Source organism: Mycolicibacterium arcueilense (assembly GCF_058536225.1).
Map to the genome: position 1 here is coordinate 223,985 of NZ_JBZTYL010000011.1, position 13,815 is coordinate 237,799.

Annotated in this window: 13 protein-coding genes and 1 pseudogene; 12 read left to right on the forward strand and 2 right to left on the reverse strand. The window is 67.2% G+C overall.

The window, feature by feature from the left end:
- The first annotated feature begins 263 nt into the window (after nucleotides 1-263).
- Nucleotides 264-1,352, forward strand: a complete 1,089-nt coding sequence (locus AC4LGL_RS17665; RefSeq protein ID WP_491839898.1) for a M23 family metallopeptidase — start codon at nucleotides 264-266, stop codon at nucleotides 1,350-1,352.
- Nucleotides 1,353-2,018: a hypothetical protein gene (locus tag AC4LGL_RS17670; protein ID WP_491839899.1), complete on the forward strand. Its 666-nt coding sequence runs from the start codon at nucleotides 1,353-1,355 to the stop codon at nucleotides 2,016-2,018.
- Here the strand turns inward: AC4LGL_RS17670 and AC4LGL_RS17675 are convergent.
- Entirely contained in the window at nucleotides 2,008-3,201 is a 1,194-nt protein-coding gene (locus AC4LGL_RS17675) for a cytochrome P450 (RefSeq protein WP_491839900.1), read from the reverse strand. The genes AC4LGL_RS17670 and AC4LGL_RS17675 overlap by 11 nt on opposite strands.
- 150 nt (nucleotides 3,202-3,351) lie before the next feature.
- Here AC4LGL_RS17675 and AC4LGL_RS17680 point away from each other — a divergent pair.
- The 9 genes and pseudogenes from AC4LGL_RS17680 (at nucleotide 3,352) to AC4LGL_RS17720 (ending at nucleotide 11,164) form a co-directional block, all read left to right on the forward strand.
- A pseudogene (locus AC4LGL_RS17680) lies at nucleotides 3,352-3,946 on the forward strand (IS607 family transposase).
- The gene (tnpB, locus tag AC4LGL_RS17685) at nucleotides 3,939-5,402 is read left to right on the forward strand and encodes an IS607 family element RNA-guided endonuclease TnpB (RefSeq protein WP_491839901.1); all 1,464 of its coding nucleotides are present in this window, start codon (nucleotides 3,939-3,941) and stop codon (nucleotides 5,400-5,402) included. Before AC4LGL_RS17680 ends, tnpB begins: the two are co-directional and overlap by 8 nt.
- Before the next feature lie 147 nt (nucleotides 5,403-5,549).
- Nucleotides 5,550-6,506 carry an ABC transporter substrate-binding protein gene (locus AC4LGL_RS17690; RefSeq protein ID WP_491839902.1) on the forward strand — a complete coding sequence of 319 codons (957 nt, stop codon included), beginning with the start codon at nucleotides 5,550-5,552 and terminating at the stop codon, nucleotides 6,504-6,506.
- Nucleotides 6,485-7,369, forward strand: a complete 885-nt coding sequence (locus AC4LGL_RS17695) for an ABC transporter permease (protein ID WP_491839903.1) — start codon at nucleotides 6,485-6,487, stop codon at nucleotides 7,367-7,369. Before AC4LGL_RS17690 ends, AC4LGL_RS17695 begins: the two co-directional genes overlap by 22 nt.
- Nucleotides 7,366-8,103: an ABC transporter ATP-binding protein gene (locus tag AC4LGL_RS17700; RefSeq protein WP_491839904.1), complete on the forward strand. Its 738-nt coding sequence runs from the start codon at nucleotides 7,366-7,368 to the stop codon at nucleotides 8,101-8,103. The genes AC4LGL_RS17695 and AC4LGL_RS17700 overlap by 4 nt, the downstream gene beginning before the upstream one ends.
- Complete coding sequence (locus tag AC4LGL_RS17705; protein WP_491839905.1) at nucleotides 8,087-9,679, forward strand: FAD-binding protein; 1,593 nt, start codon at nucleotides 8,087-8,089, stop codon at nucleotides 9,677-9,679. Before AC4LGL_RS17700 ends, AC4LGL_RS17705 begins: the two co-directional genes overlap by 17 nt.
- Nucleotides 9,676-10,113, forward strand: coding sequence for a 4Fe-4S dicluster domain-containing protein (locus tag AC4LGL_RS17710; RefSeq protein WP_491839906.1), 438 nt, complete (start codon nucleotides 9,676-9,678; stop codon nucleotides 10,111-10,113). Before AC4LGL_RS17705 ends, AC4LGL_RS17710 begins: the two co-directional genes overlap by 4 nt.
- A gap of 75 nt (nucleotides 10,114-10,188) precedes the next feature.
- Nucleotides 10,189-10,668, forward strand: a complete 480-nt coding sequence (locus AC4LGL_RS17715; RefSeq protein WP_491839907.1) for a hypothetical protein — start codon at nucleotides 10,189-10,191, stop codon at nucleotides 10,666-10,668.
- Nucleotides 10,669-10,741: 73 nt separating this feature from the next.
- Nucleotides 10,742-11,164: a hypothetical protein gene (locus AC4LGL_RS17720; protein ID WP_491839908.1), complete on the forward strand. Its 423-nt coding sequence runs from the start codon at nucleotides 10,742-10,744 to the stop codon at nucleotides 11,162-11,164.
- Here the strand turns inward: AC4LGL_RS17720 and pcrA are convergent.
- Complete coding sequence (gene pcrA / locus AC4LGL_RS17725) at nucleotides 11,161-13,497, reverse strand: DNA helicase PcrA (protein ID WP_491839909.1); 2,337 nt, start codon at nucleotides 13,495-13,497, stop codon at nucleotides 11,161-11,163. The two genes, AC4LGL_RS17720 and pcrA, sit on opposite strands and share 4 nt — an antisense overlap.
- Nucleotide 13,498: 1 nt before the next feature.
- Between pcrA and AC4LGL_RS17730 the strand changes: the two genes are divergently transcribed.
- Complete coding sequence (locus AC4LGL_RS17730) at nucleotides 13,499-13,810, forward strand: chorismate mutase (protein WP_491839910.1); 312 nt, start codon at nucleotides 13,499-13,501, stop codon at nucleotides 13,808-13,810.
- Nucleotides 13,811-13,815: the final 5 nt, after the last annotated feature.

Consider the following 13,815-nt stretch of genomic DNA (forward strand, 5'->3'; position numbering starts at 1 on the left):
TGTCTGTCTGCTTGGCTTCTAGCGCGCTTCGAAGCTGCCCGGTCCGCATACCTCTGACGGGCCCGCTGGCACTTTATCCATCGCCGAGTGATGGGTTAGCATCGCCTCCGGCTCATGTGGTAGATCTCACCGCCCATGGGAGGTGATACGGATCACATTCCGACGCGGAATAGACCCATAAGTTGCCACCATCATTGGGATTTGGTTAACGTGCCTCTGGTCCAGATAACGTTCAGGTCACGACGAAGAAGGATTCTCGAGTCTTGCCGCAGCATCGTTCGTCCGCAGCTCCGCGAGGAGTGCCGACGGACGCGCGCCGCCGCAGGCGCCGGGTATCGCCTGAAGAACTGGACGCTGCGGAGATCACCGACGTCATCCCCTTCAGCGCTTTCGAAGCGTTCGATGCCCCCTCCGGCCAGGATGATCGCGAATCGGACGATCACGAATCCAGCGTCATATATGCCCCGGAGCTCGACGATCTAAACGACACCGACGATCTGGTGCCAGTCCGCCTCGCCGTCCCCTCCCGCTTCCGCCCCGAGGCCGGCATTGAGCGCGACTCCCGTTACGCGTACCGGGACAGCCACACCGACGTGAGCGACGGCGTCGCCGCCACCGACGTGATCAACCTGTCCGGCCGCCGCGGTGCCCACCGCAAGGAGCACGCGGGCGCCGTCAAGAGCCGCCTGATGATCGCCGCCATGGCCGCGGGTGCCACCGCCGCCGGCGCCTACTCGCTGGGTAACCCCACCGAGACCAACGCCGACGACACGATCCTGGCCGCCGAGGGCAGCCACATCGAAGGCGCCTCCGTCACCGGCTCGGTGGACGGCATGCAGATCGTCTCAGTCTCCTCGACCGCCGACACCTCGGTGCACGCCGAAGAGATCACGAAGGCCGCCGCCTTCGCCCAGGAACGCGCCGAGCGTGAGGCCCGGCTCTCTCGCCCGCTGTTCGTCATGCCCACCAAGGGCTACGTCTGGACCTCGAACTTCGGCTACCGCTGGGGCGTGCTGCACGCCGGCATCGACCTCGCGAGCCCGATCGGCACCCCGATCGTGGCGGTCTCCGACGGCGTCGTCATCGCGTCGGGCCCGACCGCCGGCTACGGCGCGTGGGTCAAACTCCGCCACGCCGACGGCACCGTCACGCTCTACGGTCACATCAACACGTGGCTCGTCAGCGTGGGCGACCGGGTGATGGCCGGCGATCAGATCGCGACCGTCGGAAACCGGGGCTATTCCACCGGCCCCCACCTGCATTTCGAGGTGCTGCAGAACGGCACCAGCCGCATCGATCCGGTGCCGTGGCTGTCAAAGCGAGGCCTCAGCCTCGGCAGCTATGTTGGCTGAGTGAGCGACGACGGTCAGATACCAGCCGATCACCCGGACGAGGACGACGACCGCACCCGCATCATCCGGCGCCAGCCACAGGGCCCGATTTCCCGGCCCGTCCCCGTGGCCGACGAACCCCACACGAACATCATCCGGCGCCATCCCACCGGCGCCATCCCCACCGCGGGTAGCGCGGAGCCCCAGACCAGCCTGATCGGCCGTGCGGACGACGACGCCGCCACGAGCTACGTGCCCCGCGCCCGGCCCGTGATCGTCCCGCGCACCCCGGCGGGTGCCAATCCGCGTACGGCCATCGTGGCGGCGACGTTGGCCATCCTCAGCGGCTGGGCCACCGGCGTGATCGCTACAGACCTGATCGCAGGCTGGTGGCGCACCGACCGATTGTTCTGCGTCGCCATCGGTTTCCTGGCGGCGATCTCGGCTGCAGCAACCATCGGCGGGCTCATCGCATTGTTGCTGCGACGCCGGATGGGCCGGCTCCTGGTCGTCGTCGGTGCGGTCATCGGCCTGCTGATCTTCGGCAGTCTGTTCATCGCCGGGGCCCGACTGCATCCCGTCGTCTACGCGATGCCCGCCCTACCGCTGGCCGCCATCCTGTTCACCGTGTTGCCCGCGACCGCACGCTGGAGCGTACCGACGGTGGCCGGTCCCCCTAGAACTTGACCGGCAGCCGCGCCCATCCGCGAACGCTGGATGTGTGGGCGCGGAAAGCGTTGGGGTAGTCGACTTCCCAGTCTGCCCACCGCTTGAGCACCTCCTCGAAGGCCACCCGGGCCTCCAGCCGGGCCAGTGCCGAGCCCAGGCAAAAATGCAGGCCCTGACCGAAGCTCAGGTGGCCACCGGTGCGGTGGATGTCGAAGCAGTCGGGATCGGTGAACTTCGACTCGTCACGATTGGCCGATCCGTTGAGCAGCAACATGTACGAGCCCTCAGGGATGGCCTGTCCGTAGTGCTCGACATCCTGGGCGACGTACCGGGCCTGCACCGGTGACGGCGGTTCGAAGCGCAACGTCTCCTCCACCGCACCCGGGATGAGGCTCGGGTCGGCCACCAGCTCGCGCCGTTGGTCGGGATGTTCACCGAGCAGCTGCCCCATGAAACCGATGAGCCGAGCCGTGGTTTCGCCGCCCGCGCCGGCGATCATCGCGGTGTACGCCAGCACCTCGGTGCGTTCCAGCTTGCGCTGGGTGCCGTCGGGTTCGTCGATCTCGGCGTTGAGCAGCTCGGTCATCAGGTCGTCGGAAGGATGGGTGGCCCGCCAGTCGATGTACTCCGAGAACATCGCGAGGGACTCCACGAACACCGTCGCACTGACATCGGTGGTCGCGTCGGAGAGTGCGATGTTCTTGTCGGTGCTGGCGCGGATCTGCTCCTGACCTTCCTCCGGAATACCCAGCAGATAGCCGATGGTCCGCATCGGCATGAACGCCCCCAGGTCGGCGACGAAGTCCAGTCCGTCCTGCCCGCGAAGGGGATCCAGCGCCTTCGCGCAGAAGCCGCGCACCAGGTCCTCGACGGCCAGCATGCGGCGCGGCGTGAAGACTTTCGACAGCAGTCGACGATGAAGATCGTGCAGCGGGGGGTCCTCGAACAGCAGGATGCCCGGCGGGACCTCAATGCCGCTGAACAGGATGTCGGCCGTCGTGCCCCGCCCGGACCGGTAGGCCTGCCAGTTGGGTAGTTCACGGGCCACGTCGTCCCAGCGGCTCAGTGCGTAGAAGTTGTACTTCTCGTTGTAGTAGAGCGGCGCCTCGCTGCGCATCCGCTTCCAGATCGGGTACGGATCGTCGTCGATGTCGTTGTCGAACGGGTCGTAGTACAGCTCCACAGCCTGTTGCGTCGTCACCGATCCGATTCCCCGTCCATGTGGTACCAAATAGTTGTTCCACCGTACTGTGCGGCTCGCAGACCGGTCAATCACCCACTCACTCACAGGGTTCTGAACTGCTCAGCTGAATGTGAGTATTCGTGATCGAATGTGCGTTTTAGTGGGTATGTGAAGTTGGCAGGGTGGGCGTGTGCGAATGGTGTGCATTCGCAGACGGCGTATCGGTGGTTTCGTGAGGATCGGATGCCGGTGCCTGCGCGCCGGTTGGAGTCTGGGACGATCCGGGTAGATGCTCCGGCCGGTGGCGAGGCAGGCCGCACCGTCGTGTATGCGCGGGTGTCGTCGCATGATCAGCGCCAGGATCTGGATCGGCAGGTCGCACGGCTGGCTGCTTGGGCCACTTCGAACGGGCATGTGGTTGGCGAAGTGGTGACCGAGGTCGGGTCAGAGTTGAATGGGAAGCGCGGCGAAGTTGCGCCGGATTCTGTCGGACCCGGCTGCTTCAGTGGTGATTGTGGGACACCGGGACCGGTTGGCACGCTTCGGGGTTGAGCATCTCGAAGCGGCGTTGTCCGCGCACGGCCGCAAGGTGATCGTCATTGACCAGGGTGAGACCGTCGACGATCTGGTGCGCGACATGATCGAGGTGCTGACCTCGATGTGCGCGTGCCTGTACGGTCGCTGGGGCGCGCGGAACCGGGCGGTGCGGGCGGTGACCGCCACCATGCAGACTGAGCCTGTCGAGGTGGGTGGGGATGGCTAGGTTCGAGATCCCTCCGGGGTGGACGGCCCAGGCGTACCGGTTCGCCTTGGATCCCACCCCAACGCAGCTGCGGGCGTTGGCCTCTCACGCGGGCGCGGCACGGTTCGCCCACAATCACATGCTGGCGCTGGTGAAGGCGGTGATGGATCAGCGCGCTGCTGAACGCAGCTACGGCATCGACGAGGCGCAGTTGACTCCGGGGTTGGGGTGGTCGTTGCCGGCACTGCGCAAGGCCTGGAATCAGCGCAAGGTGTCATGCGCGCCGTGGTGGGGTGAGAACTCCAAGGAGGCCTACAACAGCGGCCTGGACGGGTTGGCCCGCGGACTCGATGCGTGGTCGAAGTCCCGTACCGGTGAGCGTAAGGGCCCGGTGGTCGGGTTCCCTCGGTTCACGTCGGCTCGGGCCCCGAAGTCGGTGCGGTTCACCACCGGGGCCATCCGGATCGAGGCCGACCGCCGCCACGTCACCCTGCCGCGGCTGGGCGCGGTCCGCACCCACGAATCGACCCGCAAGCTGGCCCGCCGCATCGAGGCCGGTACGGCCAGAGTCTTGTCGGCCACCGTGCGCCAAGACTCTGCCGGGCGCTGGCACTGCGCCCTGGCGGTGATCGTGCAGGCCAAGACGCGGCCGGCGCACGCACGCCGCTCGGCCCATGCGGTGGTCGGTGTTGACGTCGGGGTGAAGGCCGACAGTCTGCTGGTCATCGCCACGCCCGACGGTGTTGAAGTCGACCGGATCGCAGCACCGAAGTCGCTGAGCGCGGCCCGATCTCGGTTGCGGGCATTGCAGCGGCGCGCGGCGCGTCAGCACGGCCCCTACGATCGGGCTGTCAAGGCCAAGCGGACACCGTCGAAGCGGTGGCGGCGCACCCAGGCCCGGATCGGCCGCACGCATGCCCATGCCGCGGCGGTGCGCCGCGACGTGCTGCACAAGGCCACCACCGCACTGGCCCAGCAGCATCAGGTGATAGTGGTCGAAACCTTGAACGCCGCGGGTATGCGCGCCAAGGGAGGTGCGCGCAAGCGAGGCCTCAATCGTGCGCTGGCTGATGCCGCACTGGCCGAAGTGCGGCGGATGCTCGGTTACAAGACTCGTTGGTACGGCAGCGCTCTGGTGGAGGCCGACCGATATTTTCCGTCGTCGAAGATGTGCACGGCCTGTGGGAGGCGAAAGCCAAACCTCACCCTGGCCGATCGAATCTTCGAGTGTGACGGCTGCGGTATGCGGATCGACCGTGATCTGGGTGCTGCGATCAACCTCGCCCGACTCGGCGTACCCACACCAGTTGTGGGTGAACAGGGTCCTGCCGGGAGTGGACCGGTGGCAGGACGTGGAGCCACGCGTGAGACCGAACCCGCGCCAGCGGGTGAGGCAGCCGGCGATGAAGCGTCAACCCCGCACCACCGGCCGGTGGATCAGACGGGGACCGCCTCACCGCAAGGCGAGGCTGCCTGATGAACACGCGAACTCACATTCGCTCACCAAAAGGCAAACGGTTCTTCCAGTCAAGCTGAGCCAAACCGTCGACCCGAAATCGGGCCGGGCGTCTACTGGGGCGGATTCGCGTGTGCTCACGCCTTGACCCCCCGGAGGCCCGCTCCCATGTTCAACTGCCTGTTGCGCACCGCTTTTGCGCTCACCGTCCTCGCCACCGCCGTCTCCTGCAGCACCAACGACAACGCCGACGGCTACACGCTGCGGGTCGGGGCCACCTCGGTGACCGGTACCCCCGCGGGCTCGCTGGGCTGGGGTGACAAGCAGGGCATTCTCACCGAACAACTCAAATCCGTCGGGGTCGGCAAGATCGAATACTCGTTCTTCCAATCCGGTAGCGACGTCGCCTCCGCCCTGTTCGCCGGAGCCATCGACGTGGCGGCCATCGGCGACAACCCGGGCCTGCGGGCCCAGAGTCGCGACCCGAAAGTGGTTCTGCTGTCCCTGGATTCGGTGAACGGCGACGCGTGGCTGGTGGGCGCCAAGGGCGGGCCCACCGAGATCAAAGGCTTGGTCGGCAAGGACATCACCGCTCCGCAGGGCACGATCCGGGACCGGGCCGCCCGGCAACTCATCGATGCCGCAGGGCTGACCGGCCAGATCCACGTGCGCGACGTGCCGACGCCCGAGTCCATCGCCGGCCTGAGTTCCGGGAAGATCGACGCCGCAGTCGTGACCGGCGCCAGCGCGGCCGAGCTGGAATCCAAGGGCTTCCCGATCATCGACAGCCTGTCGCGGCACGGTTTCGGTAGCACCGGCACCAACATCGCCCTGCGCTCGTTCACCGACGCCCACCCCGAGTTCATCGGTGCCTGGCAGCAGGCGGTCACCAGCGTCAACCGCGACATCACCGAGAATTTCGACGACTACCTGGCCTGGGTCGCACAGACCGACGACACCGACCTGAAGTTCGTCCAGAAGTCCACCCGCGCTGAGGAGTTCAACACCGAGCCGTTCCCCCAGGTCGGCGTGGACCAGCTCGAGGCCGCCTACAAGTTCCTGAACGCCGACGGATCGTTCGACCACGAGTATTCGGTCCGGGAATGGGCCGGGGCCAAGTCATGACCGCAGCGACCGTCGTCCAGGCCCCGGCCGCCCGTCCGGAACTCATCGAGGTCGTCGGTGGCCATAGCCGACGAAAAGGCCTGTGGGCGCGCCTACCTCGACCGGTGCGCCGGCTGGCGAGCCCGGCACTGATCCTTGCGATCTGGACCGTCGGCTCCACGACGGGCCTGCTCAATACCGACCTCTTCCCACCTCCGACCGAGGTGGCGGCCACCGCGTGGCGGCTGCTCGGCGACGGCCAACTCGCCACCCATGTCGGCGCGTCGGCGGTCCGGGTGCTGACCGGCACGGTGCTCGGCATTCTCATCGGGGTCGCGCTCGCGATCCTGGCGGGGCTCACCCGGACCGGCGAGGACCTGCTCGACTGGACCACGCAGATCCTCAAGGCGGTGCCGAACTTCGCGCTGACCCCGTTGCTGATCATCTGGATGGGCATCGGTGAGGGGCCCAAGATCGTGCTGATCACCACCGGGGTGGCGATCGCGATCTACATCAACACCTATTCCGGAATCCGCGGTGTGGACCGGCAACTCGTCGAGATGGCCCAAACCCTCGAGGCACCACGGCACACCCTGATCACCCAGGTGATCCTGCCCGGCGCGATGCCGAATTTCCTGGTCGGCCTGCGGCTTGGGCTGTCCAGCGCATGGCTCAGCCTGATCTTCGCCGAGATGATCGACACCACACAGGGCATCGGCTACCTGATGTCACGGGCCCAGACCAACCTGCAGTTCGACGTGTCGCTGCTCGTGATCCTCATCTATGCAGTCGCGGGTCTGCTGTCCTACACGCTCGTGCGGGTACTGGAACGGCTCCTGCTGTCCTGGCGCAACGGTTTCGAGGGTCTGGGAGCCCCGGCATGAGTTCACCGGTCGTCGAGGTGCACGGCCTGCGGCGCGCATTCGGTGATCAGCAGGTGCTCGACGACCTCGAATTGCAGATCGACGACGGCGAATTCGTCGCGATGCTGGGCCGGTCCGGTTCGGGGAAGAGCACCCTGCTGCGGGTGCTGGCGGGCCTCGACGATCAGGTCACCGGCTCGGTGAAGGTGCCTCGCTCCCGGGCGGTGGTGTTCCAGAACCCGCGGCTGCTGCCGTGGCGCCGAGCCCTGGCCAATGTGACCTTCGCACTGCCCGACGCCGGACCCGACGCCCCCAGCCGGACGGCGCGCGGCCGGTCCGCGCTCGAAGAGGTGGGCCTGGCGGAGAAGACCAGGGCGTGGCCGCTCTCGTTGTCCGGCGGTGAGGCGCAACGGGTTTCATTGGCCCGCGCGCTGGTCCGCGAACCCGACCTGTTGCTGCTCGACGAGCCGTTCGGCGCGCTCGATGCGCTGACCCGGCTCAAGATGTACGGGCTGCTGCACGAATTGTGGTCGTGCAGACACATGGCGGTCCTGCACGTCACCCATGACGTCGACGAGGCGATCCTGCTGGCCGACCGGGTAGTGGTCCTCTCGGGCGGACGGGTATCGCTCGACCGCCGTGTCGGACTGCCCTTCCCCCGCACCCGCAGCGACGACGGCTTCGACGAACTGCGCCGCGTGCTGTTGGCCGAACTCGGTGTCCGAGAGGAAGTAGGCCATGACCGCTCCCGCTGACCCCGATGCGCTGGTCACCGATGTCCTGGTGATCGGCGGCGGCCCCGCCGCCACCTGGGCCGCCATCTCGGCCACCGAATCCGGTGCCCGGGTCATCCTGGTGGGCAAGGGCTACTGCGGCACCAGTGGAGCCACCGCCGCCGGTGGCAACAACCTGTGGGCCATCGGTCCCGGCCCGCGGCGCGAGGATTCGGTACGCGAGCGTGAGCTGGCCGCCGGCCGGATCACGGACTCGGAGTGGATGTTCCGGGTACTGGCCACCTCATGGGACCGGCTCGAGCAGCTCTCCGAGTGGGGCTATCCGTTCCCGGTGGGCGCCGACGGCCGCGAGATGCGCAGCAGTCTGCAGGGCCCGGAGTACATGCGCCGGATGCGCCGCAAGGCCCACCGCAGCGGCGTGCTGATCCTCGACCATCACCCGGCACTCGACCTGACCGCCGACCGCGACGGCGTCGTCACCGGTGCCACCGGCATCGCCCGGCAGGACAGCGGCCGGCCGTGGCAGGTCACCGCGGGTGCCGTCGTGCTGGCCACCGGCGGAACCGCCTTCCTGTCCGGAACCTTCGGCACCAACGTCGATACCGGCGAGGGTCTGCTGATGGCGGCCGAACGCGGCGCGCACCTGTCCGGTATGGAGTTCTGCACCGCCTACGCGCTGGCGCCCGAATGGGGCGTGCACACCAAGGGCCGAATGCTGCAGTGGGGCAGCTTCTATGACGAACACGGCCGGCCCTTCACCACCCAACGTGGGCTGAGTGGCCGTCAGGACGCACAGCGGGCGCTGACCCGTGGGGAGCGGGTGTTCGCCCGCCTGGACCGCGCCCCCGAACACATCCGCCAGACCATGCGCGATGCGCAGCCGAACTACTTCCTGCCGCTGGACAAGGCCGGTATCGACCCGTTCACGACGGCATACCCGGTCCGGATGGTCTACGAGGGATCGGTGCGTGGCACCGGTGGCCTGCGACTGGTCGGGCCGGATTGCGCGACGACGGTGCCCGGACTGTATGCGGCAGGGGACGCCGCGACCCGTGAGCTCATCACCGGCTCGCTGTCGGGCGGTGGCAGCCGCAACGGCTCCTGGGCAATCGCGTCGGGCACCTTCGCCGGCCGGGGCGCCGCGGAGTTCAGCCGCGCCCGACGCGCCCAACCGGCTGCAGCGATAGCGCCCACGGGACGGTCACGCTCCGGTGCGCCGACCGTCGACGAGGTGGTAGCAGCGGCCCAGTCGCACGTTCTGCCGCCACAGCGCAGCTATCTGAAATCAGCTGAGCGGCTTCGCCAATCGGCCGGAGCACTGGAGACCCTCTGGCGTGACATCGCCGACGGTCTCGCCCCGCTTCCGGCACGTGCGGCCTACAAGCAGCGCCAAGCAGTCGCCATGGTGGCAGCGGCGCGCTGGATCACCGCCGCATCCCTGGCCCGGCCCGAGACCCGCGGCCTGCACCGGCGTGAAGATCTGCCCGAATCGGATCACCGCTTCGAGCACCGCATCCTGGTCGGCGGTCTCGACGACGTCTGGACCGCCCCCGATCCCGTTGCCCCGCAGCTCATCTCCTCGGAGGCCGTGGCGTGATCGAGATCGTCAGCACCACCGCATGCATCAAATGCGACGTCTGCGTGAAGGTATGCCCCACCGACGTCTTCGATCGCGGCCCCGACGGCGTGCCCGTCATCGCCCGCCAGTCCGATTGCCAGACCTGCTTCATGTGCGAGGCCTACTGCCCCACCGATGCGCTCTATGTCTCGCCGGTCTCGGTACCCGTCGGCGCCGACAGCCCGCACGCGACGGAATCCGCCGTCGCCGAAGCCGGCCTGCTCGGCGGCTACCGCGAGATGGTGGGCTGGGGCCGGGGTCGCTCCCCCGGGTCCCGGCTGGACCAGAATCCGGTGTTGACCGCGATTCCGCCTCTGGCCGAGCCACGGCTCAGCGCCCCGGCGGTGCTGGCCGACGGTCCCTGGCATCACCCCGGTCACGACGTGGCGCCGAGATCTACGTCAGGGTCGTAAACCGTCAGGATTCACGACCCTGATGTCGATCTCGCGATGTTGCGGCACAATCACCCGACAGCCATCCTGTTACCCATGTCTGACGACGCGTCTGCTGACGAGAAGACCCCGTCCGAGAACAAACTATTGCTCCGAGGAGCGACCCTGTTCGCCCGCGTGGCGCTGGCCGCCGGATTCCTGTCCACCGTCGCCGACCGATTCGGCCTGTGGGGACCACCGGGCACGTCCAATGTCGGCTGGGGGAACTTCGAGTCTTTCACGGCCTACGTTCATGTCCTGGCGCCTTACCTCACCGGGGTGCTGGTCGACATCGTCGCGTGGGGCGCAACGATCGTCGAGATCGTCCTCGCCGTGGGACTACTGCTGGGCATTGCCCTGCGGTGGGTGTCATTTGCCAGCGCAGCGATCCTGCTGGTCTTCGGCCTCTCGATGTTCGTCTTCGCCGGCTTCGAGACACCGTTCAGCGCATCGGTTTTCACCGCTGCGGCGGCGGCCCTGCTGGTCGGCTCGGCGCCCGACCGCAGCCAGCTATGGCGACTGGGCCGGCGCGCCTAGGCCTGACCGAAAATTGGTGCACCGCCGCCCGTCCAAGCACTGTTAAATTTTGCTCTGATGGTGAGGAGGGGCCATGTACGGGGAGTCTGAGCAGGCCGGCCGCGGCGCGGCGGTGACGACCGTCGTGTTGAGCTTCATCTGCGCGGGGTTCGGCTACTTCGTCTTGATGGTCATCGTGGGGACCGGCGTGCTCATAGGGCTGTTCGGACCCGCTGACGTGGAGCGCGCAGAGTTCCGTATTCCGCTGCTCGGATACGCGACCGTCGCGACGGCCCTTGCCCTGGCGTTCACGGTGGGTGCGATGAAGTTGTTGCGGCACAACCCCAGCGGACGCACGATTATCATCGTCAGCAGCGCACTGTACGCGGCAGTGGCGGTCGTCGAATTTATCGTCCAGGGGCCCCAAGACGCGGTGTCCAACGCACTCTCCGCGGTGCCGGTGTTGACCTTGATGTTCGCCTTGATGCCTGGGACCAAACGCTGGTGCCGGCCTTAGAGCTTTTGCACCGGAGCGTGATTGTGCATGAGCTTGACCCGACCCCCGCTGCCGAAGTCGATCAGAGACATCGCCAAATCGCCTACACCCGTGACTTCCTCGACGCGGCCCAACCCGTACTTGTCGTGGGTGACCCGATCGCCGGGCTCCAGCGTGATGATCGGACGGTTGCGCGCCGGCGCAGGCCGTGACGGGGACGGACGCGGGGTGCCGTAGCGGCCGGCGTTGCCGACCGGCGCACTCATCGACGATGGCTGTTCGATGCGTCGCCAATTGATCAGGTCCTCGGGAATCTCCCGCAGGAAACGAGATTCCGGGTTCAGCATGGGCTGCCCCCACGACGAACGCACCTTGGCCCGTGAGAGGTACAGCCGCTTGCGGGCCCGGGTGATGCCGACGTAGGCCAACCGACGTTCTTCGGACAACTCGTTGGGGTCGCCGAGTGCCCGCATGTGCGGGAACATGCCGTCCTCCCAGCCGGTGACGAACACCGCCGGGAATTCCAGCCCCTTGGCCGTGTGCAGCGTCATCATCGTCACCACACCCGCACCGTCTTCGGGGATCTCGTCGGCGTCCGCCACCAACGACACCCGCTCCAGGAACTGGGCCAGCACCCCGGTATCCGGGATGTCCTCGTCGACCGGCTCACCCTCACCCTGCTCGGCCAGTGCCCGGGCATTGGCGAGATCCGTGCTGAACTCGTGTGCGACGCTGACCAATTCGTTGAGGTTGTCCAACCGGGCCAGATCCTGCGGATCGCTGGAGGCCTCGAGCTCACGGCGGTAGCCGGTGCGCTCCAGCACGGCCTCCACCAGATCCCCCAGCTCGTCATCGAGCTTGGCGCGCAACTGGTCCAGCATCTCGACGAAGCTCGCGATGGCCTTCTCCGAACGGGAGTTCAGCATCGGCACCCGCCCCTCGGCGGCGGCCTGCAGCGCATCGTTGAAGTTGGACCCGGTGTTCTCGGCGTAGACCGCGACGCACGCCTCGGCCCGGTCCCCGATGCCCCGGCGGGGGGTGTTGAGGATGCGACGCATGCTCACCGCGTCACCCGGATTGTCGAGCACCCGTAGGTAGGCGACGATGTCGCGGATCTCGCGGCGTTCGTAGAACCGCACGCCGCCGACGACCTTGTACGGGATGCCGGCGCGGATGAACACCTCCTCCAGCGCGCGCGAGGAGTTGTTGGTGCGGTAGAACACCGCGACGTCCGAATATTTCAGGCCCTCGCTGTCGGCCAGCGAGTCGATCTCCTCGGCCACGAACCGGGCCTCGTCGTGCTCGTTGTCGGCCACGTAGCCGACGATCAGCTCACCCTCGCCCTCCTCGGTCCACAGCCGCTTCTCGCGGCGGCCCGTGTTGCGGGCGATCACCGAGTTGGCCGCGTTCAGGATGGTCTGGGTGGAGCGGTAGTTCTGCTCCAACAGGATCGTGGTCGCGTCCGGGTAGTCGCGCTCGAAGTCCTCGATGTTGCGGATCGTCGCGCCGCGGAACGCGTAGATGGACTGATCGGCGTCCCCCACCACGCACAGTTCCGACGGGGCCACTCCGTCCTTCTCGTCGAGGTGGTGCCCCACCAACTCGCGCACCAACACGTACTGCGCGTGGTTGGTGTCCTGGTACTCGTCGACCAGGACGTGGCGGAACCGGCGCCGGTAGTACTGGGCGATCTGAGGGAAGGCCTGCAGGATCCCGACCGTCTCCCCGATCAGATCGTCGAAGTCCAGCGCATTGGCCGCGCGCAGCCGGCGCTGGTACTCGCCGTAGACCTGCGCGATGATGCCGGCCATCTCCTCGGCCGCCTCCGACGCCTCGGCCGCGGCCTGCTCGGGTCCGATCAGCTCGTTCTTCAGGTTCGAGATGCCGTTGGCCAGCAGTCGCGGCGAGTACCGCTTGGTGTCCAGCCCCATGTCCTTGCCGATCATCATCAGCAGGCGGCGGGAATCGTCCGAGTCGTAGATCGAGAAGTTGGAGTTCAGCCCCGGCAGTAGTGACGCCTGATTGCGCAGGATCCGCACGCAGGTGGAGTGGAACGTCGAAACCCACATGTTCCGGGCTCTCGGGCCCACCAGCTGGACCACGCGCTCGCGCATCTCGGCGGCGGCCTTGTTGGTGAACGTGATCGCCAGGATCTGCCCGACCCCGACCTCACGGGCCGCCAGCAGATAAGCGATACGCCTGGTCAGCACCGCCGTCTTACCCGAACCGGCACCGGCGACGATCAACAGCGGCGACCCCTCGTGCAGCACAGCTTGGCGCTGCTGAGGGTTCAAGCCGTCAAGAAGTTGATCAACATCTGCAGCAACTGGCGAGGCGACGGGGGAAGTGGTCATCTTGCGTTCAAACTTACCGCCGAGCGGGGACAGTTTTGCGCTGGCACGGACCGACTGGGACGATCAGCCTGTGCCTGAGATCGATGACCTGCGCCGGGAGATAGATGAGCTCGACGCCACCATCCTTGCCGCCGTCCAGCGGCGCGCCGAAGTTTCCAAGCTGATCGGCAAGGCCCGGATGGCCTCCGGCGGCACCCGCCTGGTGCACAGCCGCGAGATGCAGGTCATCGAGCGCTACAGCGTGCTCGGCCCCGAGGGCAAGGACCTGGCCATCCTGCTGCTGCAACTCGGGCGTGGCCGCCTGGGCCACTAGCCCGC